This is a genomic window from Pseudomonas sp. xss_4 (genome assembly GCF_043104125.1).
In the GTDB taxonomy this organism is placed as follows: domain Bacteria; phylum Pseudomonadota; class Gammaproteobacteria; order Pseudomonadales; family Pseudomonadaceae; genus Aquipseudomonas; species Aquipseudomonas parafulva_B.
Genome location: NZ_JBICKJ010000018.1, coordinates 160,824 through 182,959, shown reverse-complemented (window position 1 = coordinate 182,959; position 22,136 = coordinate 160,824). Strand labels below are relative to the sequence as shown.

General features: G+C 56.6%; 24 protein-coding genes. 19 read left to right on the top strand and 5 right to left on the bottom strand.

Going from position 1 to position 22,136, the window contains the following annotated elements; genetic code table 11:
- Positions 1 to 2: 2 nt before the first annotated feature.
- The gene (locus tag ACF8GB_RS04015) at positions 3 to 365 is read left to right on the top strand and encodes a hypothetical protein (RefSeq protein WP_058637776.1); all 363 of its coding nucleotides are present in this window, start codon (positions 3 to 5) and stop codon (positions 363 to 365) included.
- On the opposite strand, the gene ACF8GB_RS04010 is transcribed toward ACF8GB_RS04015, so the two are convergent.
- The gene (locus ACF8GB_RS04010; protein WP_058637775.1) at positions 348 to 662 is read right to left on the bottom strand and encodes a hypothetical protein; all 315 of its coding nucleotides are present in this window, start codon (positions 660 to 662) and stop codon (positions 348 to 350) included. The two genes, ACF8GB_RS04015 and ACF8GB_RS04010, sit on opposite strands and share 18 nt — an antisense overlap.
- A 139-nt stretch (positions 663 to 801) precedes the next feature.
- Here ACF8GB_RS04010 and ACF8GB_RS04005 point away from each other — a divergent pair, with 139 nt between their 5' ends.
- Positions 802 to 1,623, top strand: coding sequence for an NADPH-dependent oxidoreductase (locus ACF8GB_RS04005; protein WP_392475263.1), 822 nt, complete (start codon positions 802 to 804; stop codon positions 1,621 to 1,623).
- A 63-nt stretch (positions 1,624 to 1,686) separates the two neighbouring features.
- Here ACF8GB_RS04005 and ACF8GB_RS04000 read toward each other — a convergent pair whose 3' ends face one another.
- Entirely contained in the window at positions 1,687 to 2,187 is a 501-nt protein-coding gene (locus ACF8GB_RS04000) for a hypothetical protein (RefSeq protein WP_196185865.1), read from the bottom strand.
- A gap of 223 nt (positions 2,188 to 2,410) precedes the next feature.
- Between ACF8GB_RS04000 and arfB the strand changes: the two genes are divergently transcribed.
- From arfB to ACF8GB_RS03920, 16 genes are all read left to right on the top strand, one after another.
- A complete protein-coding gene (gene arfB / locus ACF8GB_RS03995; protein WP_058604619.1) occupies positions 2,411 to 2,824 on the top strand; it encodes an alternative ribosome rescue aminoacyl-tRNA hydrolase ArfB in 414 nt (137 codons plus the stop codon).
- 1,189 nt (positions 2,825 to 4,013) lie between these two features.
- A complete protein-coding gene (locus tag ACF8GB_RS03990) occupies positions 4,014 to 5,015 on the top strand; it encodes an ATP-grasp domain-containing protein (protein ID WP_197844487.1) in 1,002 nt (333 codons plus the stop codon).
- Positions 5,016 to 5,088: 73 nt separating this feature from the next.
- The gene (locus ACF8GB_RS03985) at positions 5,089 to 6,228 is read left to right on the top strand and encodes a trypsin-like peptidase domain-containing protein (RefSeq protein WP_197844486.1); all 1,140 of its coding nucleotides are present in this window, start codon (positions 5,089 to 5,091) and stop codon (positions 6,226 to 6,228) included.
- 68 nt (positions 6,229 to 6,296) lie between these two features.
- A complete protein-coding gene (locus ACF8GB_RS03980) occupies positions 6,297 to 7,433 on the top strand; it encodes a phosphoribosyltransferase domain-containing protein (protein ID WP_196185868.1) in 1,137 nt (378 codons plus the stop codon).
- The gene (locus ACF8GB_RS03975; RefSeq protein WP_392526579.1) at positions 7,423 to 8,181 is read left to right on the top strand and encodes a trehalose phosphatase; all 759 of its coding nucleotides are present in this window, start codon (positions 7,423 to 7,425) and stop codon (positions 8,179 to 8,181) included. Before ACF8GB_RS03980 ends, ACF8GB_RS03975 begins: the two co-directional genes overlap by 11 nt.
- A complete protein-coding gene (locus ACF8GB_RS03970; RefSeq protein ID WP_392526578.1) occupies positions 8,174 to 9,265 on the top strand; it encodes a cysteine protease StiP domain-containing protein in 1,092 nt (363 codons plus the stop codon). The genes ACF8GB_RS03975 and ACF8GB_RS03970 overlap by 8 nt, the downstream gene beginning before the upstream one ends.
- Positions 9,265 to 10,212, top strand: a complete 948-nt coding sequence (locus ACF8GB_RS03965; RefSeq protein ID WP_197844482.1) for an HpcH/HpaI aldolase/citrate lyase family protein — start codon at positions 9,265 to 9,267, stop codon at positions 10,210 to 10,212. The genes ACF8GB_RS03970 and ACF8GB_RS03965 overlap by 1 nt, the downstream gene beginning before the upstream one ends.
- Positions 10,209 to 10,964, top strand: a complete 756-nt coding sequence (locus ACF8GB_RS03960) for an HAD-IB family hydrolase (RefSeq protein ID WP_196185872.1) — start codon at positions 10,209 to 10,211, stop codon at positions 10,962 to 10,964. The genes ACF8GB_RS03965 and ACF8GB_RS03960 overlap by 4 nt, the downstream gene beginning before the upstream one ends.
- 2 nt (positions 10,965 to 10,966) lie before the next feature.
- Positions 10,967 to 11,560, top strand: coding sequence for a TerD family protein (locus ACF8GB_RS03955; protein WP_014753726.1), 594 nt, complete (start codon positions 10,967 to 10,969; stop codon positions 11,558 to 11,560).
- A complete protein-coding gene (locus tag ACF8GB_RS03950) occupies positions 11,557 to 12,741 on the top strand; it encodes a TerD family protein (protein ID WP_197844481.1) in 1,185 nt (394 codons plus the stop codon). Before ACF8GB_RS03955 ends, ACF8GB_RS03950 begins: the two co-directional genes overlap by 4 nt.
- Positions 12,742 to 12,788: 47 nt before the next feature.
- Positions 12,789 to 13,238, top strand: coding sequence for a tellurite resistance TerB family protein (locus tag ACF8GB_RS03945; protein WP_196185874.1), 450 nt, complete (start codon positions 12,789 to 12,791; stop codon positions 13,236 to 13,238).
- Positions 13,239 to 13,248: 10 nt separating this feature from the next.
- Positions 13,249 to 14,283 carry a TerC/Alx family metal homeostasis membrane protein gene (locus tag ACF8GB_RS03940; RefSeq protein WP_196185875.1) on the top strand — a complete coding sequence of 345 codons (1,035 nt, stop codon included), beginning with the start codon at positions 13,249 to 13,251 and terminating at the stop codon, positions 14,281 to 14,283.
- A 31-nt stretch (positions 14,284 to 14,314) separates the two neighbouring features.
- Positions 14,315 to 14,890, top strand: coding sequence for a TerD family protein (locus ACF8GB_RS03935; protein WP_014753722.1), 576 nt, complete (start codon positions 14,315 to 14,317; stop codon positions 14,888 to 14,890).
- A 69-nt stretch (positions 14,891 to 14,959) separates the two neighbouring features.
- Positions 14,960 to 15,538: a TerD family protein gene (locus tag ACF8GB_RS03930; protein ID WP_197844480.1), complete on the top strand. Its 579-nt coding sequence runs from the start codon at positions 14,960 to 14,962 to the stop codon at positions 15,536 to 15,538.
- 118 nt (positions 15,539 to 15,656) lie between these two features.
- The gene (locus tag ACF8GB_RS03925; RefSeq protein WP_196185877.1) at positions 15,657 to 16,712 is read left to right on the top strand and encodes a hypothetical protein; all 1,056 of its coding nucleotides are present in this window, start codon (positions 15,657 to 15,659) and stop codon (positions 16,710 to 16,712) included.
- Positions 16,713 to 16,825: 113 nt separating this feature from the next.
- Positions 16,826 to 18,010 (top strand): DUF4236 domain-containing protein, encoded by a 1,185-nt coding sequence (locus ACF8GB_RS03920; protein ID WP_196185878.1) that lies wholly within the window; start codon positions 16,826 to 16,828, stop codon positions 18,008 to 18,010.
- A gap of 42 nt (positions 18,011 to 18,052) precedes the next feature.
- Here ACF8GB_RS03920 and ACF8GB_RS03915 read toward each other — a convergent pair whose 3' ends face one another.
- From ACF8GB_RS03915 to ACF8GB_RS03905, 3 genes are all read right to left on the bottom strand, one after another.
- Positions 18,053 to 19,321 carry a VWA domain-containing protein gene (locus tag ACF8GB_RS03915; protein WP_196185879.1) on the bottom strand — a complete coding sequence of 423 codons (1,269 nt, stop codon included), beginning with the start codon at positions 19,319 to 19,321 and terminating at the stop codon, positions 18,053 to 18,055.
- Positions 19,322 to 19,426: 105 nt separating this feature from the next.
- Positions 19,427 to 19,975, bottom strand: a complete 549-nt coding sequence (locus tag ACF8GB_RS03910; protein ID WP_197844493.1) for a DUF1523 family protein — start codon at positions 19,973 to 19,975, stop codon at positions 19,427 to 19,429.
- 206 nt (positions 19,976 to 20,181) lie between these two features.
- A complete protein-coding gene (locus ACF8GB_RS03905) occupies positions 20,182 to 21,270 on the bottom strand; it encodes a lysozyme inhibitor LprI family protein (RefSeq protein ID WP_196185881.1) in 1,089 nt (362 codons plus the stop codon).
- A gap of 324 nt (positions 21,271 to 21,594) precedes the next feature.
- Here ACF8GB_RS03905 and ACF8GB_RS03900 point away from each other — a divergent pair, with 324 nt between their 5' ends.
- Positions 21,595 to 22,128, top strand: a complete 534-nt coding sequence (locus tag ACF8GB_RS03900) for a hypothetical protein (RefSeq protein ID WP_196185882.1) — start codon at positions 21,595 to 21,597, stop codon at positions 22,126 to 22,128.
- The last annotated feature ends 8 nt before the right edge of the window (positions 22,129 to 22,136 follow it).

Below are 22,136 nucleotides of genomic sequence, written 5' to 3'. Positions count from 1 at the left end.
CGGTGCAAACGATAGACGAGAGCCGCCTGCAAGCCTGGCAAGCCCTGTCGCAGTTCTTTCTGGACACCGAACTGACAGAGTCGAGCCTGGCGTGGGTGGCTAGGGCCGTGGCCCAGAGCCCCTACACGCTTGATCAATTGCACAGCATCCTGTGGCATGAACTATACCCGGCATTGCATTGGAACCTCAGGTCCGTGGCCGGTGAGTGGGCAGGCTGGACGGATGAGTTCTTGACCGAGCACGTTAAGGTGCGGCCGTTCGAGCCGGCAGTTGCGCGCTGCGGGGCGGTGGGTGATGAGATCGCACAGTGCTGGGAACGGACGGTAGCAAAGCTTTCCGTACAGGGGCTAGGCCGCGCCGAGTAACCGCAGCAACTGGGCGTGCTCCCAAGTGCTCATCAACGCAACCGGGTCGGTGCCGTAGTGGTGATGGGTGTTTAACGCGTAAACACGGCCGTCGGGGCTGAAACAGCTGATGAGGTGATCTAACGCGCCGGCTTCATTGCGCAAGGTGAGTATCCAGCCGTCTGCTTGCACGGTCATGGATCCACAGGCTATTTCTGTCCAGCTTGGTTCGCTTACGCGCTGTAAGTTCCGGATCCCGAGGGCGATATCGCGCAATATCTGGTAGACCTCACGAGTTGCCAGGGAAGGTGTTGTCACGCTGATGGTCCGTACTCGATTGGGTTGCAAGTCAGTTAGCCCATGGCACTTGAGCCAGCCATTAGGCTCAGAGACTACAACACCCATTATGTGCGCGTGGCCGTTTTTTGATAGCCTCCTATCGTTCTGGAGGAATTGTATGACAGCCGATAGCCGATCAAAACTTGCCGCCCGCTATGGTACCGAAGAGGTATCGCCGCTCACCCAATGCAATGCAGTGATCGAGCAGTTGCTCGACCATCGCAGCGTACGGGCATTTGCGGACCGATCGCTGCCTGATGGTACGTTGGAAGCTTTGGTTGCCGCTGCCCAGTCTGCGTCCACGTCTTCCAACCTTCAGGTCTGGAGCGTGGTGGCAGTTCAGGATCCCGGCCGCAAGCAACGGCTGTCGGTGCTGGCGGGCAATCAGGCTTATATCCACCAGGCACCCCTGTTTCTGGTCTGGCTTGCCGACTTGTCACGGGTGTCGCGCATTGGCGAGCAGCATGGTGTGGCACTAGAAGCATTGCCTTATCTTGAAAGCTTGTTGCTAGGCACCATCGATGCGGCACTCGCGGCGCAGAACGCGGTCATTGCCCTGGAGTCCCTGGGGCTGGGGAGCGTTTACATTGGCGGCATTCGTAACGACATCGAAGGTGTGGCCGCGGAGTTGGACTTGCCTGCTCATGTCTATCCCGTGTTTGGCTTGTGTGTCGGCTACCCCTCTGCGGATCGGCCCGCCAAGGTCAAGCCGCGGCTACCGCAGGAGGTCGTGTTGCACCATGAGACGTACTCGACCGCTCAGGAACAGAGCTTGCTGTCCCGTTACGACGAGCGCCTGGGGGCGTTCTACCACCGTGAAGGCATGAAAGCCTCGGGGTGGTCGGAACAGGTCGTCAGCCGGCTACGAAGCGTTGCCAGCTTGCATGGGCGGGAAGCGCTGTTTGATGAATTGAAGCGGATGGGGTTCGGGTTGCGGTGAGGCGGTATTCACCGACCGATCACAGCGCATCTTCGTTTGAGAGACCCTAATGAATAGCTATCTTCAGGAAGTTGTGGACTTGCACCACCTGATCGAAGCACGGTTTGCCCAAGGCGAGGGTTCGGTTGAAGCGATCATGCAGCACTCCATAGCTATGGCCCATAAGCTGATGGCCATGACCCCTCCGACCCAGGCGATGACACCGTCAAGATGACTAACGGCGACCTTCAAGTTGTCATCTGCAGGGTCCCGGACTACGAACTTGGATAGGCTACGCAGTTGCGCGTGACTCCAGCGTCCAGTGCTGTCGAGTTTGAGCAGGTACTCCACCAGTGAGCGGCTGGCGCTGATGCCAGAGGCCAGTCGAAACACTTCGATATCGAGCGCTTGATCCAGATATCGAGTAAGCTCGCCATTACCGGCCTCTGACCGCACGTTTTTGAGTCGATTCATGCGCTTGCGAACGAAATATTTGTCATGCCAATCCAAGGCTTTGGTGAGCTGATTAACCCATTTCGCACCTTGGTAAACTATCGTCGCAAGCGCGATATCAGAAGGAGGCATTGGCGCTGGTTTCCGATCTTGCCCGGCTACTTGAGCAGCTTGATCTAAGCAAGGGATATTCTCGTGGCGCTCAAGCAGACTGAGCGTTGGAGGGGCAGGTCGCACAAGCCCTGGCGGCAGATCCCGACTGACCTTTCACAAGGGCCAGCCATCGAATAATCAAGTACCGTTATTAAGGCGCGGCCATTGCTGTGATAATGCGGTCAATCATAGGGGTCCCTTCATGCTGACCATCTCCAATTCCGTACAACTGCCGGACGCTGAAGTGGAACTGACCTACGTGCGCGCCCAGGGCGCAGGCGGGCAGAATGTCAACAAGGTGTCGAGTGCCGTGCACTTGCGATTCGACATTCCCGCTTCTTCATTGCCTGAGTTCTACAAAGGGCGACTGTTGGCATTACGAGACAGCCGCATCACTGGGGACGGTGTGTTGATCATCAAGGCTCAGCAATACCGTACCCAGGAGCAGAACCGGGCTGACGCGCTGACGCGTCTGACCGAATTGATCGTGAGTGCAGGCAAGGTTGAAAAGAAGCGTCGGCCTACCAAGCCGACACTCGGTTCCAAAACGCGCCGCCTGGAGGGGAAGGCCAGGCGTAGCGGTATCAAGGCGGGCAGAGGGAAGGTGGAGTTCTAGCCGGGATCCATAATGCTCTCCAATATGCCTTATCTACTGCACCAATCGTGATTTAAGTGGAAAGCCCTAAAGTCCCGTATTTCATAGGCCAAATCGATCCCTTCGATAAATTAGTGGAATTATTTATGGTTTTTCCGCTGAATAAACAAAATAGATCGTGATATTCCACCGATTAATTTCTCCAGATTCGTGATTTTGCACTTATTAATTGAAGCGCCTTTTGACCCAATATGTGCGTAATTCTCACAAAATTTTCAGCTCGACGAATGGGGTCGAGCGTATCCGGTGACTCAGAAACTGAGTGGCGCCAGATCCCAAGCACTACGACCTCTTCGTCTTGCTTGAAGCCTTTGACCATTCGGGCTGGTTCGCCTAAATGCTGACCTCCAAACTGATGCCATTGGATGGGTTAATTGGATCGGCGTACACCAGGCCTGTCTTTAAGGGCGTATCGCACACTCTTGATACGGCCTTGGGTCGCAATAGGGGGCTGCAAAGTGTTCTGTGGCACACCGTGATAAGCGTGTCACTCCCTCAGGCGAAGAAATGAGGGACCGTATGCGTGCCTCTATCCTGTCCTGAAGAAGCAATCTCACATCAGGATCCGACTCTCCACCTGATCTGCTAATGATCCCCGCACTATCGTTCGTAGGTATTACCACCAGTGCTGATTTTGTAGATGGTTTCCGAATAGGGAAGACGTGCAATGATGGTCGTGACGTTCACCACACCCGCCATGGTCATCCCTCGGCACATCAGGCTGACATAGCCTTGGACAACACTATCGAAGGACGTGATCCGACTTCAGGCTAGGAAGGCGTTGGAATCAGGAGCGATCACCCAGGAAGAGTACGACCGCCTCATAGAAATGCTTGACGAAGTCAGCGCGCCGCCTCCTCCAGGTTCTGCAAACGTGAGTAAAAACAAACAAGGTTATTGAAAAAACATTCATGGCCAGGGGCACACTTAGTCACCTTCCTGACGGTAGTGTACCCTGGATTCTTGGCGTCAACCCCATTCATAAATCGCAACAATTTGCGTGGTGCGTTTTTCGCTCGGCCAGAAGCCTTTTTCAGGGAGGCAGATCATAATGTCGCCCCGCTTGAAGCCGCCGGCTCAACCGTTACCATCTCGCCCAAGGTCAGGATCCTAGATCCAAATTCAATTGCACTAAATCAAGGTGGTTCTAATGATCTGGTTTCTACAGGGTCAGGCTTCTCAGCGCGACATCATTCTGGGCGCCTTGGAGGCACTCCCAGCCGACGTGCGCGTATTCGCATCCCATGGGGGTGACCGGCCGGAGATCACCGGTTTGGCTCACGGCAGCTTTAAGGAGCCTGAAGACCGCGAAGATCGCATCGACTGGGTGCTCCGCACTGCAATCGAGAACTCGATTAAGGTGGTCTTAGCTGGTCGCGTTGGGGGCGCGTATGAGAGCCGTCGTGCGGATTTTGAGCGCGCAGGCATCACGCTTGTTACCGGCGGTATGAGCAAGCGCACTTTTGAGCTGGTTGACGACAAGGCCAATTTTACAGCCGAGGCAGAACGCGCTGGGTTGGCTTGCATCCCCGCTATCCCGGTTGAAAACCCAGACCAACTACGCGCTGCCTATGAAACCTTGAGTCCGACTTCAGAGGTTTGCATCAAGCCGGTTGTTGGCATCTATGGACAGGGATTCTGGCGGTTCAAGGCCGGGGTTGACCCATTCCGCTGCTTTGCGAACCCAGATGCTCGAGAAGTCGACTTCGAGACTTATCATCGGATCTACTCGGCCGGGCCAGCTCGTGAGCCGATGCTGGTAATGCCCTACCTCCCAGGGCCAGAGTGCTCCGTAGACATGGTTTGTGAGGGCGGCAAGGTAGTAGCGTATGTCGGTCGCCGGAAGGCCGGAGCGCACCAAACTTTCGAGCGAGACACGCCTGCAACCGATCTGGCTGTCGCCGCGGCTCAGCATTTCGGTTGTGACGGCATCATCAACGTCCAGACCCGCGATGGCGCCGATGGGATGCCAAGGCTTCTAGAGATCAACCCACGATATTCAGGTGGTGTTGGCTACACCCGTGAAGCTGGTGTCAACCTGGCGGGTATCTTCGCTGCGCGCCGGCTTGGCCTCCCAGAACCACAGATTTCTTGGAAGGAGGGGGTGCGAATTCGGGCGATCACTATTGCCGTTACGGCCCCAGCTGGGTGATAGAATGGCCATCATTCTGGTACCACGTGTACCAAATCTAGATTAAAGTTTCTGTCTACTCAGGGAGCGAGACATGCTGACGCCAGGCGCCAATGTTGCACTTTCTTCACAAAAAGCATCGTGGACGCTGGAGTCTTCGCAGCAGAATGCTTTTGGCTCGACCGCAGCTGTCGCGCTGATCCCTGTTGATGACAAACGATCCCCAAGGGGAGCTGCCGCTCTCTTTCATATTGAGCAGCCCGCTTGGATGCAATGGAGTGGCAGTCGGGAGCAGGTCGGCTGCTCGCTTCAGCTCGGGAGCCTGCCTGCCGGCAGTGATCGCGTTCTGCTGATCGTCTACAGATATTCCAACCTCGGGCCGGTTAGCTCTCTTGGCCACCTGAAGCTCAAGGTTGATCAAACGGTTTCATACAACCTAGATACCAGCGCGTTTGGCGAGAGCGCGTTGATATTGGGCGAGTTCTATTCCCGCGGTGGACAATGGAAATTTCGGGCCATGGCAGAAGGCTCAGCCTATGGCCTGGCGGCGTTTGGCCGCAGGCTCGGGGTGAAGATTGACGAAGCCAACCCTGACCATCCAGAGGTTGGGAGTCGTGACTCTCGCCCTAATGGCGGTGCAACGGCCGCCACTGGCACTGGCTTTGCTGTGTCCAGCAACGTGCTGCTGACCTGCGCCCATGTCATCGAGGGGATGTCGTCGATTGAGATCAGTTCCTTCAATGGTCGGTACCGAGCTGAGCCAGTGATGGTCGACACTTCAAACGACATTGCATTGCTCCGAGTAGATGGTGCGCCATTGACGCCCGTCCAGTTCGCCGCAACCGGCGGCTGCTCCCTGGGCGACGCAGTGACGGCGATTGGCTTCCCAATGTCGGGATTTGCTGGCGGTGGTGCGCATGTCACTCAGGGCGGCGTCTCCGCCCTGTTCGGACTGCGTAATGACTCGAGCCTCTTGCAGTTCACAGCGGCAATTCAGCCCGGATCGAGTGGTAGTCCACTGTTCGACTCGCGGGGGAGTGTGGTCGGCATGGTTACTTCAACCGTGCCTGATGCGCAGAACATGAACTTTGCAGTCAAGTCCCATTTGCTCGGCGCCTTCTTAGAAGCTTGCCATATCCACATCACAGTCAATGACTCTCATGCAGCACAGACACCTGCCGATATAGCGAGGGGTGTTCAACCGTCGCTTTGGAAAATCGAAGCGCGAAATTAAATGCTGCAGGCCATTGAAATTAAAAGTGCGCACGTTAGGTTCACTACTATCGTCCACGGAACTCCAAAATGGAGCATAGTATAGTGAATCAAGCGTCTACAAAGTTGAGCGCCACGCTGAAGCGCGGCATTCTCGAAGTTGATGTGCATCAGGCTTCCATTTCGCCTGAGTCTCTTTTTGGCTTTGCCGAGCGCCGCAATCCGAAACGAGCATTTTTGTTTGTTTCTCGGGTGCTGGGTAAGCACATTCCCGTCAAGCCATCGGTGATGCAGCAATCCTACAAGGCCTTGGCTGCACAAATCCCATCCGACCTGCCAGGCCCTGTACTGGTCATCGGTATGGCAGAGACAGCTGTCGGCCTGGGGGCGGGCGTTCATCGCGCCCTGAGCGAGTCACGGGCTGACACCATGTACATCGTCAGCACCCGCCACCCGGTAGGCGTTCAGATTTTTGCTCGTTTTGAAGAAGAGCACAGCCATGCCAGTGCACACTTGATTCATGAGCCTTCCGAACCTCAACTCTCGGAAATGATGCGCAGCGCCAAGTCGCTGGTGCTCGTTGATGATGAGGCCTCGACCGGTCGCACGTTCATCAATCTACACCGCGCACTCGTGGACGCTGGGCTCAACCAGATCGAGCGCGTTGTCACCTGCGTGCTGACTGATTGGTCTGCGGGCGCTGTGTCGAGCAGCATCGGCGAAGCGGCTGCACAGGTATCCCTGCTGAGTGGCGCTTACAGCTTCACCGAAGATCCTGAAGCTCCGCTTCCTGAAATGCCGGACACCGGCACTGTGGCCGCGGGGGATTGGGCTGTAAACCCCGAAAACGACTGGGGCCGACTGGGTACCCGTGGGGTAGCAGACACCCTGGGGCTCAACATCGCTGTCCAGCCGGGTGAGCGGGTCATCGTCCTCGGTACCGGTGAGTTCGTTTGGAAGCCCTTCCTGTTGGCTGAACGCCTTGAACGCGCTGGCGCCGATGTGCATTTCAGCTCGACTACCCGTTCGCCAATTGCACTTGGTCATTCGATTGGGCACGCGCTGAACTTCTCAGACAACTATGGTCTGGGCATCGTTAACTTCCTCTACAACGTGGCACCCGGGCAATTCGATCGAGTGCTGATCTGCAGCGAGACGGACGCACAGGCTGTGCCGGCTGCTTTGATTGAAGCTTTGAACGCGGAGGTGATCGTCGATGGCAAATAAGCGCCCGCTGGCTCTGGTCGACCTGGACGACACCCTCTTCCAAACCGCTCGAAAAATGCCTGAGGGCACTTCGCGCTATCCGGCGTCCTTTGACGTTAACGGTGAAGTGAGTGGTTACCAGACCGAGATGCAGAAGCAGTTCCTTGGGTGGCTTCTGGCAACGACTGATGTGGTACCCGTTACTGCGCGCAGTGCCGAGGCCTTCAACCGTGTTCGTCTGGATTTCACTGGCCCTGCTATTTGCTCCCATGGCGGCCTGATCCTGAATCCCGACCGCTCCGTCAATATGGACTGGCATGGCGTGATGAATGGAATTCTTTCGGCGTTCCAGGACCGCTTGCCCGTGCTGTGTGAGACGGCGTTGCGTATTGGGGACGAGCAAGGTGTATCGCTTCGTGGCTGGGTTGTGGAAGAGGCCAATCAGCGTCACTACGTTGTGGTCAAGCACAACAACGGTTCTGACGCTGACCTGATTCTGGTGCGCAATAAGCTGAGAGAAGCTGGCCTGATCGAAGGCATGCACACTCATTCCAACGGCAACAACCTTGCCCTGTTACCTGCAGGTCTGTCCAAGCGCGTCGCTGTTGAGCACTTCCTCAAGCAGGATCGTGAGTTGAACGGGGAGCGCCCTGTGCTCGGCTTCGGCGATAGCATCACCGATCTCGGCTACATGAACCTCTGCGATTTCTGGTCGACTCCGGCGCGGAGCCAGCTTGCCGCATTGGTGGAGGGCAGCATCCATGCTTAACCCGATCCTGACCTCGATGACTGTTGGTAGCGGTAGCTACTTGCCTGAGGATGTACATTTCCTTTTGCAGCCAGTGAACATCGGCCTGACCGATGTGCTGGAAAAGGAGCGGCTGATCCAGTCCAAGCAAAAGCACTACTCGGACATGATCAGCCAGGAAGATGCGCCGTCACAGACTCACATGCAGTTGTTCGAGCGAGCGATGACTCAGAACGGCCTGCGCATGGCGGCGGACGTTCAATCCCTGGCTCTGGCCTTGGAAGAACGCTATCAGGGTCCGACGATTGCGCTCGTGTCCTTCGTTCGCGCCGGGCTTCCGCTTGGGGTTCTGTTACGCCGTGCATTGATCGACCTGGGCCGCGATGCACATCACTACGGCATCAGCATCGTCCGCGATCGTGGTATCGACACTGTTGCGCTTGAATCTATCATCGCTGCGCACGGCGCCGAGAACATCGTTTTCGTCGATGGGTGGACGGGCAAAGGCGCAATCTCTGGGGAGATCAAGCGCAGCCTTGCAGGAGACAGCCGTTTCCCTGAAGACCCCCGACTGGTCGTACTGGCAGATCCGTGCGGACGGGCCTGGCTGGCAGCCTCGGCTGAAGACTGGATCATCCCATCCGGTATTCTCGGTGCGACCGTCTCCGGTTTGGTTTCCCGTTCGATCTGGCCGAGTGATGGCGGGTTGCATGGTTGCGTCGTATACGACCACCTGCGAGAGCACGACGTGACCCGGGCTTTCATTGATCGGATCGAAGCAGCTCGAGCTGCCGTCGAGGTAAGTCCGGCCCTGCCGTGGACACCAGAAGAGGCAAAGAACCTGCAGAACGATGCACTTGATGTCGTCAGCCGTCTTGCTGACCGATTTGGTGTGACCAATTTGAATCGCATCAAGCCCGGTATCGCCGAAGCGACTCGCGCTGTGCTGCGCCGTGTCCCAGATCAGGTACTGGTGCGGGACCGCAGCGATGCAGATGTCCAACTGCTGATCCATCTGACTGACCGTGCCGGCATCCAGGTACAGGAAGCTGGTGAAGGCTTGGGGCCCTACCGTGCCGTTACTATCATCCGGGAGGTGAGCTAATGGACCGCATCTCCCCGTGGGCACTGGGCGCGACGCTCTACATGCCTGCAACTCGAGCCGATATCGTCGAGGTGATTTGCGCTGATAAGCAGCCTGGTCTTCGCTCGCTCGTTATCTGCCTAGAGGACGCGGTTGCCGCGACCGATGTTGAGCATGCTCTGGAGTCGCTGCGCGCGATCCTGACTGCTATCGGGCCCCGAGTTAATCGCTCTCCAAGAAGTCCACTGGTTTTCGTTCGACCGCGTGATTCGAGGATGGCGGCTGTACTCAATGAGTGGCCAGAAATCACCGCAGCGCATGGGTTCGTAGTGCCGAAACTGTCCCTTGCCACATTGGGCGAGTGGGTCCGAGCAGTTACCAACCCCGACCTGCTGTTGATGCCCACGCTTGAAACCAGCGACGTATACAACCCTGGGGCGATGGGCGAGTTGGGTTGCGCGCTTCGCGCAGAGCTGGGGGATCGAATCCTTGCGTTGCGCATCGGTGGAAATGATCTTATGAGTTGCCTGGGGTTGCGCCGAAACCCGGCAACGACCTTGTATCAGACCCCAATGGGGTACGTGATCCCAATGCTGTGCGGGGTCCTTGGGGCACAAGGTTTTGCTCTTACCGCGCCTGTCTTCGAGCAGCTCGCAACACCTCAGCTGCTCGCTGAGGAGCTGGACCTGGACATTGCCCATGGGCTGGTTGGTAAGACAGCGATCCACCCGACTCAGATTGCGCAGATTCATGACGGCTTCCGCGTTCCTCTTGAGGACTACAACTGCGCCAAGCTCATCGTCGATGGTTCTGCGCCCGCTGTCTTCAAGCACAACGATGCGATGGTTGAACCAGCGACCCACTACAACTGGGCCGTCAACATCATCGAACGGGTGAAATGGCACGGAGTGAAACCCGCAGAAGCAGGTATAGCGGAGCCAGTTCGCTTGGCTGAGGCAGTTCGATGACCCAGGAATTGATTGAAGCTGGCCCGGCCTCCGGCCAGGTCCTGTCGGTTTTTGACTTCGACGGCACCCTGACGCGGCGAGACACTTTCGTCCCATTCCTGCTGTTTGCGTTCGGTAAGCGGAAGTTCGCCGCACGGGTGATACGCATGCTTCCTGCGTGCATTCGCTACCTCGGCAAGGGAATGAGTCGCGACGAGCTTAAAGCTGTGCTTGTCGCCACCTTCCTGACTGGTGTTGAGGAGGCTTGGGTGAAGCGGAAGGCTGCGGAATTCAGGCGGGCGTTTTGGGTACGGCTCATGCGGCCGGCCGGCGTAGAATCCGTCGCGTCCGAGGTTGCAAGCGGTGCCCTGGTAACAATCTGTTCAGCTTCTCCGCGGATAGTGCTCATGCCATTCGCTCAGGAGCTGGGTATCAGCTTGATTGGGACTGAGCTTGAAGTAGTTGAAGGCAAGCTAACAGGCGCGCTTAGCGGGAGTAACTGCCGCTGCGAAGCAAAGGTACTTCGCCTGGAAGCTGTATATGGCCCGCTGGCCCAGTACAAGCTACGAGCTTGGGGTGACACCCGCGGGGATCAAGAGCTACTTGCTGCAGCGCAAGAGCCGCACTGGCGGCACTTTCACCCGCGCTGGCAACGTGGCCGGATGAAGATTGAGAAAATTGGTGCGCGTGTGAACTCGACGGACGCGACCACAAATTCAGTTACGGGTGTCTCCTCTGGCACCCAACAGCACGATGACCAACAAGGAGCGTAACGATGGCACTTACCCTTTCGAAGAATCAGTCCATTTCTCTGGAGAAGACCGCGGGCTCGGGTCTGTCCAAGGTAACCCTGGGTCTGGGCTGGGATCCTGTGAAAGCTACTGGTCTTTTCGGCAAGATTTTCGGTGGTGGCGGTGGAGAGATCGACCTCGACGCGTCGTGCATCATGCTGGATGGCGACCTGAAGCCGGTCGACTTGGTGTGGTTCCGCCAGTTGAAATCCAAAGATGGTTCGATACAGCATTCTGGTGACAACCGCACTGGTGAGGGTGAGGGTGATGATGAGTCGATTACCGTAAACCTGAGCAACGTTCCTGCATCGGTCAAGCACCTGGTGTTTACGACTAACAGCTTCACTGGGCAGAACTTCTCTCGCATCCAAAATGCGTACTGCCGCATCGTCAATGACGGCAATAAACAGGAATTGGCGCGTTTCAACCTCAGTGACCAGGGTGAGCACACTGGAGTGGTCATGGCCAACCTGTCGCGCGGCGCTTCTGGCTGGGAGTTCAAAGCTATCGGTAAGACTACCCATGGCCGTACTGCTGACGACTTGGTGAACCTGGCCGTTCAGGCGGTGCGCGCATGACAACCTTGGTCCCTGGTGGTAACGCACCGGTAGCGACCGGGAGCCTGCGGGTGGAGGTGGGCTATTCGCCCATTCCAGGTGCAGACATTGATGTGTCTGCATTTGCCCTGACCGCAACTGGAAAGGTCCGTGGCGACAATGACATGTGCTTCTACGGCCAGCCCAGTGTATTGGGTGGGTCGGTGCAGCTGGTTGATACGGCTGCTGGCCGCGCCGTGTTCACCATTGACCTCAGCCGGCTGGACGCAGCTATCGAAAAGGTAGCGCTGACGGCGACCATCTACGAGAACAAAGCCAGCTTCGACCGTGTACCCATGCTTGTGGTCACTGTGTCTGGCGGCATTGAGACCCAGATCCCGACTTCGGGTATGAAGGAAACCGCGCTGATTCTTGGCGAGTTCTACCGTCGCCAGGGTGCGTGGAAATTCCGATGTGTCGCTCAGGGCTTTGCCGGTGGCCTTGCACCACTGGCAACCCACTTTGGTGTCGACATTGCGGCCCCGGCCCCGACGCCAGCTCCAAGTGCTGCGCCGGCACCTGCTCCAGCGCCTACCCCAGCACCGGCCCCTGCTCCAAAGTCGACTATCAGCCTGAGTAAGGTGACCCTCGACAAGACTCGTTCCTCGATCAGCCTGGAAAAGACAGCTGCTGGGTTCGGTGAAATCCGGGTGAACCTGAACTGGAACCAAGGAAAGTCCGGCGGCTTCTTCAATCGTAGTAAGTCTATTGACCTCGATGTTGGCTGCTTGTTTGAGTTGCAGGATGGCCACAAGGGCGTGGTCCAAGCCCTTGGCAACGCATTCGGCGCCCTTGAGCACGAGCCTTACATTCAACTCATGGGTGATGACCGAACTGGCTCCGTATCCGGCGGCGAGTGGATTTACATCAATGGGAAGAAGTGGAGTGAGATCAAGCGAATCCTGGTTTACGCCTTCATCTACGACGGTGCACCGAACTGGGGGCAGACTGATGGTGTGGTCACCATTTTCATCCCTGGCCAGCCAGAGATTGAAGTCCGTTTGAACGAGGAGGGTGGAAGTCTCGGTTGTTGCGCCATTGCTCTCCTTGAAAACGACAACGGCGCCGTTAAGGTGTCTCGTAGGGTCGACTTCCATAGAAACCAAGAGCCCATGGATAAGGCCTACCGTTGGGGTCTGCGCTGGAGCGTTGGTTCCAAGTAATCCACTTTCGGGCGGGGTTTCGGTCCCGCCACTTTGAGGTACGAACAATGCTCAGTTGGTTGAAAGCAAAAGGTGCGCAAGCACGCGAGGCCCTGACTGCCGAAGTAGGCAAGCACAAGAATCGCAAGTTCATGGAAGCAACCGCCAACGGCTGCGCCATGGTAGCTGTAGCGAGCAATGGCTCAGGTCCTGAAGAAAAGCAAAAGATGATCGGCTTCATCAACAACTCCCCAGAGTTGAAGGTGTTCAGCCTGACCGACGTACTCGCCGTGTTCAACGACGCGATGAGCAAGTTCGAATTTGACCCGCAGATCGGTCAAGCAGAAGCGTTGAAGGTCATCGGCAGAATCAAAGACAACGAAGGGGCTGCGCGCCTTCTCGTACGCGTTACCTGCTCCGTCGGCGCATCCGATGGTGACTTTGATGAAAAGGAAAAGGCGGCATGCCGTCTGATCTGCATGGAGCTGGGCCTCTCCCCAGCTGATTTCGAACTTTAAGGACTGACCCGTGGAAGTTACCCATATCGGTTTCCCCCCGTTGACCATGATGGTTTTCGTCGGCATCGCCTTAGGCGCTCTGCTGCTCGACATGGTTACGCATCGCGGCGATAAGCCGGTCTCGCTGGCAAAAGCGTCTGTCTGGTCCGTGTTCTGGATTGCCATATCCCTCGCGTTTGCAGGATTCCTGTACGTTCAGCACGGGCCTGAAGTCGCCAGCCTGTTCGTCACCGGTTACGCCCTTGAGAAGGTTCTCAGCGTCGATAACCTTTTCGTGTTCATGGCAATCTTTGCCTGGTTCAAAGTTCCTGATGGCCTGCGCCACCGCGTGCTCTACTGGGGCATCATCGGCGCTATCGTTTTCCGCGGCATTTTCGTTGCGATCGGTACCGGCCTTCTGGCGTTCGGCCCTTGGGTAGAAATCGTATTCGCACTGATCGTGGCCTGGACCGCCGTCATGATGCTTCGTAGCGGCGGTGATGATGAGGAGGAGGAAGACTACTCCAAGCACATCGCCTATCGATTCGCCAAGAAACTGTTCCCGGTCTGGCCAAGGCTGCACGGCAACCAGTTCTTCGTTAGCCGCAAGGTTCTCGAGGGCGAGTTGCTGAAACCTGAGAACAAAGGCATGAGCCTGGCGGCCAAAGGTGGTTTGTTTGCTACCCCGCTGTTCCTGTGCTTGGTTGTCGCTGAAGTATCGGATGTGCTGTTTGCCTTCGACTCCGTGCCGGCTGTGATCGCGGTGAGCCGTGAGCCTCTCATCGTTTACTCCGCTATGCTGTTCGCCATTCTGGGCTTGCGTACGATGTACTTCGTACTCGAGGCCCTGAAGCGCTACCTGGTACACCTGGAGAAAGCTGTCATTGCACTGCTGTTCTTCATCGCGGTAAAACTGGGCCTCAACGCCACAGACCATATGTTCCACCACGGCTTCAAGATCGATCCAAATACCAGCCTCCTCATCGTGATGGTGGTGTTGGTAATCGGCATCGTTGCAAGTGTGATCTTCCCCGAAAAGGAAGACACTCAAGCAGAATCCAACTGAATCACTCGTACCCTAACAAGGAGTTTAAGAAATGGCTTTGACCCTGCAGAAAGGCGGCAACCTGTCCCTGACCAAAACTGACCCGTCGCTGACCAAGATCATCGTCGGCCTGGGCTGGGACCCGCGTTCGACCGATGGCACCGAGTTCGACCTCGACGCCAGTGCATTCCTGCTGGCTGCCAATGGCAAGGTTCGCGGTGAAGCAGACTTCATCTTCTACAACCAGCTGAAGAGCCAAGACGGTTCGATCGAGCACACCGGCGACAACCGTACTGGCGCTGGCGACGGCGATGACGAAGTACTGAAGGTCGACCTGAGCCGCGTGCCAGCGGACATCGACAAGATCGCGTTCACCGTTACCATCCATGACGCCGATGTTCGCAAGCAGAACTTCGGTCAGGTCGGCGGTTCGTTCATCCGTATCGCCAACGATGTGACTGGTGCTGAGGTCGTTCGTTACGACCTGGCCGAAGATGCTTCGACTGAAACCGCGATGATCTTCGCTGAGCTGTACCGTAACAACGGCGAGTGGAAATTCCGCGCCGTTGGCCAAGGCTACGCCGGCGGCCTGAAGGCTCTTGCCAACTCGTACGGCCTGAATTTCTAAGGTCCGTTATCCGTCGTTAGCACCACACGGTGCTAAAGACCACTCCATCTATTTTCAAGGGATTATCCAATGGCTGTCTCGCTGACCAAAGGCTCCAACGTATCGCTTTCTAAAGAAGCTCCTGGCCTGTCCGAAGTGGTCGTTGGCCTGGGCTGGGACCCTCGTGTAACCGACGGTACCGAGTTTGACCTCGATGCATCCATCTTCATCACCGGTGAAAATGGCAAAGTCCTGAACGACAACAGCTTCATCTTCTACAACAACAAAACCTCGCAAGACGGTTCTGTTGAGCACTTGGGCGACAACCGCTCCGGCGCTGGTGAAGGCGACGACGAGCAGGTCAACATCAAGCTGACCGGCCTGGCTGCAGACGTCAAAAAACTGGTTTTCGCGGTCACCATCCACGAAGCCGAAGGACGCAAGCAGAGCTTCGGTCAGGTGGGCAACGCCTACATCCGCGTCGTTAACAAGGCAGACGGTAAAGAGCTGGCGCGCTACGACCTGAGCGAAGACGCTTCGACTGAAACCGCGATGATCTTCGGTGAGCTGTACCGTCACAACGACGAGTTCAAGTTCAAGGCGATCGGTCAAGGTTTCGCTGGCGGCCTGAAGCCACTGGCTGAAGCCCATGGCGTTTCCGTCGGCTAATTCGAGCCTGTAGGAAAAGCCCCTGCTAACACGGCAGGGGCTTTTTTTTGTCAGGTGGTTCGTTCTGACCACCTAGCTTTGCGCGCACACGTGATGCGCATGGATTGCGGAGTTTCAAGTGATTGAGAGAATCTTGGTTTCCAGTGCTGTGGTCACCATGCTGGCCGGCTGCGGCCAGGCAGCGAATGACGTACGTCTTTCCCTGGCACTCAACGAGTTAAGGCAGAACTGCTTCGGTAATGACACGTATAGCTGCAGGAGCCAAACGATCGACTTTAACCAGAAAGCCCTGGAGCTAACCGACTTCAAAAATGACGTGGCCAAAGAGAACATCACCAAGCTTTTCGGCGATGAAGGATGGTCGCTGTACAAGGATGTCGCGGACGAGTTTGTTGACGCCGGCATCGACGCCCTTGAGGACATGCGACCGAACATTTTTGCGCGTATCTTCTTCGGTGACTCGCAACCGATGTCTCCTAAAGGATTTGTGATGACCTTCAACCCTGAGGACATGGGACGGGCTTTGGGCGAGATCCAAAAGGAGTTTTCTGTTCGTGCGAAGAAGGTTGGTCTGAAGCCAGACGATCAGGCACTTCGGAGTTACCAAATGATTGCCGATGCCGTGAACGGCAAAGGTAGCCCGAGCTCTGTCGAGCCGGAGCCGAATGCCGGCGCTGATACCTTGGCAGCAGGTCCGGCCGAGCCGCAATTGAATAACCCAATTGCCACCCCACCCGCAGTCGTGATGGCTCAATCTACTGTTGCAGCCCAGTCGTTCCCTGACTTGACTGGGGCTATCAATGCGTACATCGCGGGGCTCGATACCGACGGCGGTGTAGAGTACCCAGAAGGTCGCCAAATCATTCAGGTGGACCTGAATGGTGACGGTGAGTTGGATGCCGCAGTGCTCTATACCATCGAAGGCTCAGGCGGCTCACAGTCTGCCTATCACACCCTCGCAGCGTTCTACCACGCGCCAGAGGGTTGGCAGGCTCAAGGTGGCGATGCTGCAATTAGTGGAGCCGTTCGTGAGGCGCGCGATGTCGGCAGTCGCACCATCTTCATCGACGCCCTTGTTCAGGGAGATGATGATCCACGTTGCTGCCCGACGCAGCCATACGCTCAGCGCTTCCAGTGGAGTGGTGAGAAGTTCATCGAGCTCCCAGGCGCTTAAACGCTAGTTCTCAATCGGGCGCACGTTCAGACCTTCGTATCTGCCGTCATGCGTGCCAGAGGTGCAATGGCGGTTAGCGCCCAGTTCTATAATCATGAGTCAAGGAAAAGGCTATGGGGTGGAGGTTTAGTAAGCGGATCACGATTGTGCCGGGCGTAAGGCTTAATATCTCCCCCAGCGGATTGTCCGCTTCAGTTGGTCCGAGGGGCCTAAGCATGACAATGGGACGTAATGGCACGTTTCTAAACGCTGGCCTACCCGGGACCGGGTTGTCCTACCGCCAGCGTTTGGATGGTGCACGTCATTCCCCATCCAACTCCTCCGGTTCAGCGGGCTATTCAGGGCCGATCAAGATCAGCGTGCAGGATGACGGTACGCTATTGATTGTCGATGAGGCAGGAAGTCCGGTTCCTGCAGGAGTTGTGAGGCGCGTTAAGAGCGAACAGGCTGCAGAGATTGAAGCGCTGCTCACAAAAGCTGCAGAGAGTTTGAACCAGGATCTCAATGATTGCTTGAACGTCCACGTAGGCACCCCTCGGCCGGGTACTATGCCGGCATTACCGCCTCCTTTTTCGATGCCGATTCCGACGGCGCCGACGTCAGTTGAGCCTAGCTTCGTTGATAGGTTGTTCAGGTCTGGCAAGCTAGAGGCTGACCGCCTCACCAACGAGCAGATCTACCAGCAGGATCTATCGGAGTGGGAGGCAGCCCGTGACGCGCATGACAATGAGCGCTCGGAAGCTGAGAAGACCTTTCGCCTGGCTGCGAAGGGATTCAGTGCTCATATGGAGAAAGCGCTTGATTACGTGCTGAGCGGCATAGCCTGGCCCAAGGAAACGAATGTTGCCTATCAGTTCACCTACGATGCAGCCGGGATAGCATTGGATGTGGATCTACCTGACGAGGGTGATACCCCGCGGCGTACTGCCGAGGCAAAAGGCAATGGAAAACTCACCTTCAAGACACGAAGTGATGCCCAGGTGCGACGGGACTTTGTGGGATTGTGTTACGGCTCTTTGTTCAGGGTCGTTGGCGAGGTATTCGCGCTGCTGCCGGCAATCAATCGCTGCCTGGTGTCAGGGTATGTTCAGCGTAATGACCCCGCGACCGGTCGCCTAGAGGAGCCGTATATCTTGTCTGTAGTCGTGCGACGGGAAGACTGGGACCTTTTGGACTTTGGCCGCATTGAGCACATAGATCCTGTCGGCGCGCTGAATAGCTGGGGTGCTCGGGTCGACTTGGACCGTTCTGCGCGTTTCCGGGAGATCCAACCGTTCGACCTTAAGTATTTGGGCTGAGATTAACTGCGGCACCGTGGTGCCGCAGCTTTCAAGCACTTACTAGGTGATGATCCCTTTGGCACGCGCCTCGATCAGCCATCCTGGGAATTCTTCCATCAATTTTTCGTACAGAGCTTCTTCGGTGAGATCGTGGAGGTCATCCATAGCGAAGAAGCTACAGTTGTCGACAACGCGGCCGGGCATATCGTCAAGGCGCTCCAGGATGCCGTAACCGTTGCCGCCTAAGCCTACAAATTGCCAGAAGAACGGACTGCCTGAGGCCTCCATCATCAGCTGGGTGATCTCACGGTTTTTGTGCACGCCGCCGTCGCTGAGGAAAATGATGTAGACCGGTTCTGATCCACCCAAGCGGTTATAGAAATCTATAACCATCCTCATCGCGCGTGGTTCGTCATTTACGCGCTGGCCCACATCCCACTTCCGCCAACCGCCTTGCTCAGTGTCGATGTAGTCGCTGTAGTTGGATAGAGTGGCTGGCGAGAGCTGAACTGGTTTTGCCCCAAACCCAAAAACATCCAGCTCGCCGTCATCATCGAAGGCTACGGCGAGTGGCATCAGCCGGTTCATGGCCTCTTGCACTCTGCCTCGGCTGTACTGGCCATTCATAGAACCACTCACATCGAGCACGAAGCCTAGCTTCGCTCTCACCTTGGTGAGGTTGTTTTTCTCCAGGCTGATCTGAGCTTTTTTTGCCAGGCTGAGTAATGCTGGCGCTTGGGCTGCGACCTTTTTCTCGAGAGATACCGTTGCCTGGACAAGAGGCGGCGTAGCAGGTGCTGGAGGCGCGGTCGCGGGTTCATCGCTCACCTCACCGCCGAAGTGGCGCACAAGCGCGCTCAAGCCTTCTTTGAAGCCCTGCAGGTTGGCAAGCATGCGCCACTCGCCACCCTTGCGGTAAATGTCGACAACCATGATCGCCTTCTCGACGGTGAACGTGCCCCCGTCAAACTCGCACGTGGCTGCGCTTGGTGCATCAGGGCCACTCACAACGAAGCGACTGGACGAGATGTCTTTCATGGCACCCGGACCGTCAATCGCCGCGGTGAATACCAATCGATCGATCGTTGCCGGCAATGCGCCCAGGTTGATTTCGAACTGGCCTTGTCCAATCAGCCGGATGGCATCACCAGGTGCGGAGGTTTGGTTGAAGAACACCATGAAGCGGTCGTCGGACAGCTTCGATTGCTGATCAAGCCCGAAACAGGCTACGTCGATCACATTGCTTGACTGAATGGAGACCGCAACCGTGAGGCGGTCAGAAATACCTATGCTGGACAGCGGCAGGCGCTGGCCCTGTGTGATTTGCATACTGCGTCCTTGAGAAGTCAGATCCGGCGGTTGAGAAGCCAGGACAGCGCCCTGGCGGTGCCCAACACAGCTTAACGTCCGGGGGAATAACGGCGAAGGTTAAGCCTACTGGTTCGGGACCATTGGCCTATGCCGGGCGCGCAGCTTTCGGCGGACGAGGAGGGTGATCACAAGCACAAGAATGAGCAGCCCGCCGAAAAAGAGGGTAACGAAAATTGGGAAAGGCTCGATGTTGCTGGTTGTGGCCTTGATGTCGGTGATGTTTGGGAACATCGAGAAGATCTGGAAGCGCCAGCCGTAATACCTGATGACCGCGAGCTGGTTCGCGTCACGCGAGTAGTCCTGGGCCTTAGCCTGCAGGTCGGCGCTATCGAATTTGAAGTACCACGGGAATCCCCAACCGGTATCCTCATTTCGATAGACCGCTACCTCACGATTTGCGTCGGTTGAAACAGTGTTGATGAAATAGACATCTCGGGTTGGACCATCAGCCGGGTTCTCAGCGCTGATCACGCCATCTGCATCCATGCGCTTCACCTCGACACCAGTCACATGAACGACCTCATGGCGCGGTAAGTAGAAGTGGAGGCATAAACCGATTGCCGTAACCAGCACCAAGCTGAGGATTCCAAGCGAACGTTTTACCCAGGGCATCAAAGTGATCACTCTTTTGAAATTGGCAATATGCAGGGAAAGTGAGGCACCTGCGCTGCAGAGTTGTTGCAAACCGCTTCAGGCCGGCGAGTATTGATGCTGCCATATCGGGGCGGGTGGGCCTAGCATTCTTCCACCCGCCATGATGCTCAGCTGACCCTTCTGGGCAAGTCGCGTGCGCCTGGTGGCGCACGGAATAGGGGGGCTTATGTCAGAGCAGGGACTCGGTTGAATTCCAGGCATTCGCTAACAGGGGCGAACTTAGGGTTACGGCACACCCATGCAGTGAGGGCGGTGTATGCCGCAGAGAGAGCCGTGATCAATGCCATGGTTGCCTTTCGCTCACGTCGATTGCGGGCATCGGCTCTTGCCTGGGATTCGCCCTTACGACGCGCACCACCGTTGAACAGCGAGGCAATCAGCAACCCGATGACGACATAGAAGACTGAAATCAGAGTCAGCTTCGCCACCAAGGTCAGGAAGATGCTTAAGCCACCCCTGTTGTTCTTCGCAGTCGAGTAAATCGCGTAGGCAATCGAGAGGACGAAACCAGCTACCACAGCGATAGCGGATACGACGCCTGGCATTTCAAGCCAGCGACAAATCGCGCCTGTAGCGATCCCGAGCGCAGGTAGTAGGTTCGTGATCAAAGCATCTGTGTAGTCGCTGTAGATGGTTGCAGACCCGCTATGGTGGCGCACAACAGCCCAGATGGAGAGGAGTAACCCCAGCACCAGGGTGTATTTCCAGCCAGGCCCATTGATGAACCACGAAGCCACGGGATTCTGTGCTTGCTGGGCGTGGGCGCTAGTCGGGTGTATTGCCTGCGTGGAAGATGCCGTTGGGGAGGGTGTGCGCTGTGTCGCTAGTGCTGCCTGGCGTTGCTGATTAGCCAGCGCGGTGGCTTGCCTTTCGCGCTCGGCCTCCACAGCTCTACGTTGTGCCGCATCCTGTTCGTCTCGCGCCTGCATTGCTTTTACGCGCTCGGCACTTGCGATACGTTCCAGTTCCTGAATTCGAGTCCCAAGCGCCTTATCCAGGCACTTCTGGTCTTGGCATTGATTTCGGGTTTGGAGCCACTCCCTTTGCGATTGGCGGAGCCCCTCTGGGTTTGAGGAGGCAGCGACGGCCTTCTTGTATGTACGATCGAGAACTACATCCACTCCGGATAGGTAGCCATCTCGGCAAATCTCAGTCTCTGCAAAGCCCGACGCTTTCGTGCAGTCGAAGCTTGCTGCTGAAGCGCTTCCTGCGATCAAACCCATAGCCAGTGCGATTGCGCCCTTTGTAAGCATTCTGAACTCCTTTGAAGACAGCTTTTCCTGACCCTCCATCTATTGGCTGGCGGGCGACGTAGTAAAGAGCCATCGTGGCATTTTGTCACTACAATTTATTGCCTTAGAAACTGTCTTCGAGCCTCGAACCAGCCGAGTTGGCTACAGGGCTTGGGTTTGTGTGCCGTGAGCATGCATTTCGACCCACGCTAGGCGGTCCCCGCCTGGGCATGCGGTTAAAATGGGCCGACTGGGCGGCAATTGATCTGCCGCCTGCACACGCACTCATGGTTGATGAAAGACCTGCAGACCAGGTGACCCCACTTATCCGGCGTAAGGCGACAAATGAGATTTCAACCTGAATTGAAGGGCAGCCCAAACGGCACCCTGTCTGATGAAGCTATTCACAAGCACGCTGCGTACTTGTCGTCTGAGACAGTCAATGTCACCCATGATGGTTTTATGAGTCGGGCTCCGATCCTGATCGAGTACTGGAGCGACGGGGATCAGTTTTCCTTCCGCTTCAGTCCGCCGGCGTTGAGGTTTCTTGAGGAGGCTGATGATCCACGCTTAGATTTGGTGGCTGACCTCTTCTCAGGCATCGATCTTCGGGCCGCACCTCCGGCTGTTGCGACCATTTCGGAAGCTCGCAAAGCGAGAGGGCTGGTCCATGCCATGCGACTACTTGCAGAAGTGACACGAACCGCACGGCTTGAGGATAGAGCCAAACTCCAAAAAATGGCTGGAGAGATGAGCGTGAGCTTGGAGATGCAGCGCCGCGGCGTGCGTTTTTTGCCCAAGCAGGTCATTCGAAGGGTGAGCCGAAATGCAGTCAGATCGTTTGGCACTATGCACAGCACTGAGCCTAGCCAACCGTAGCTCATGAA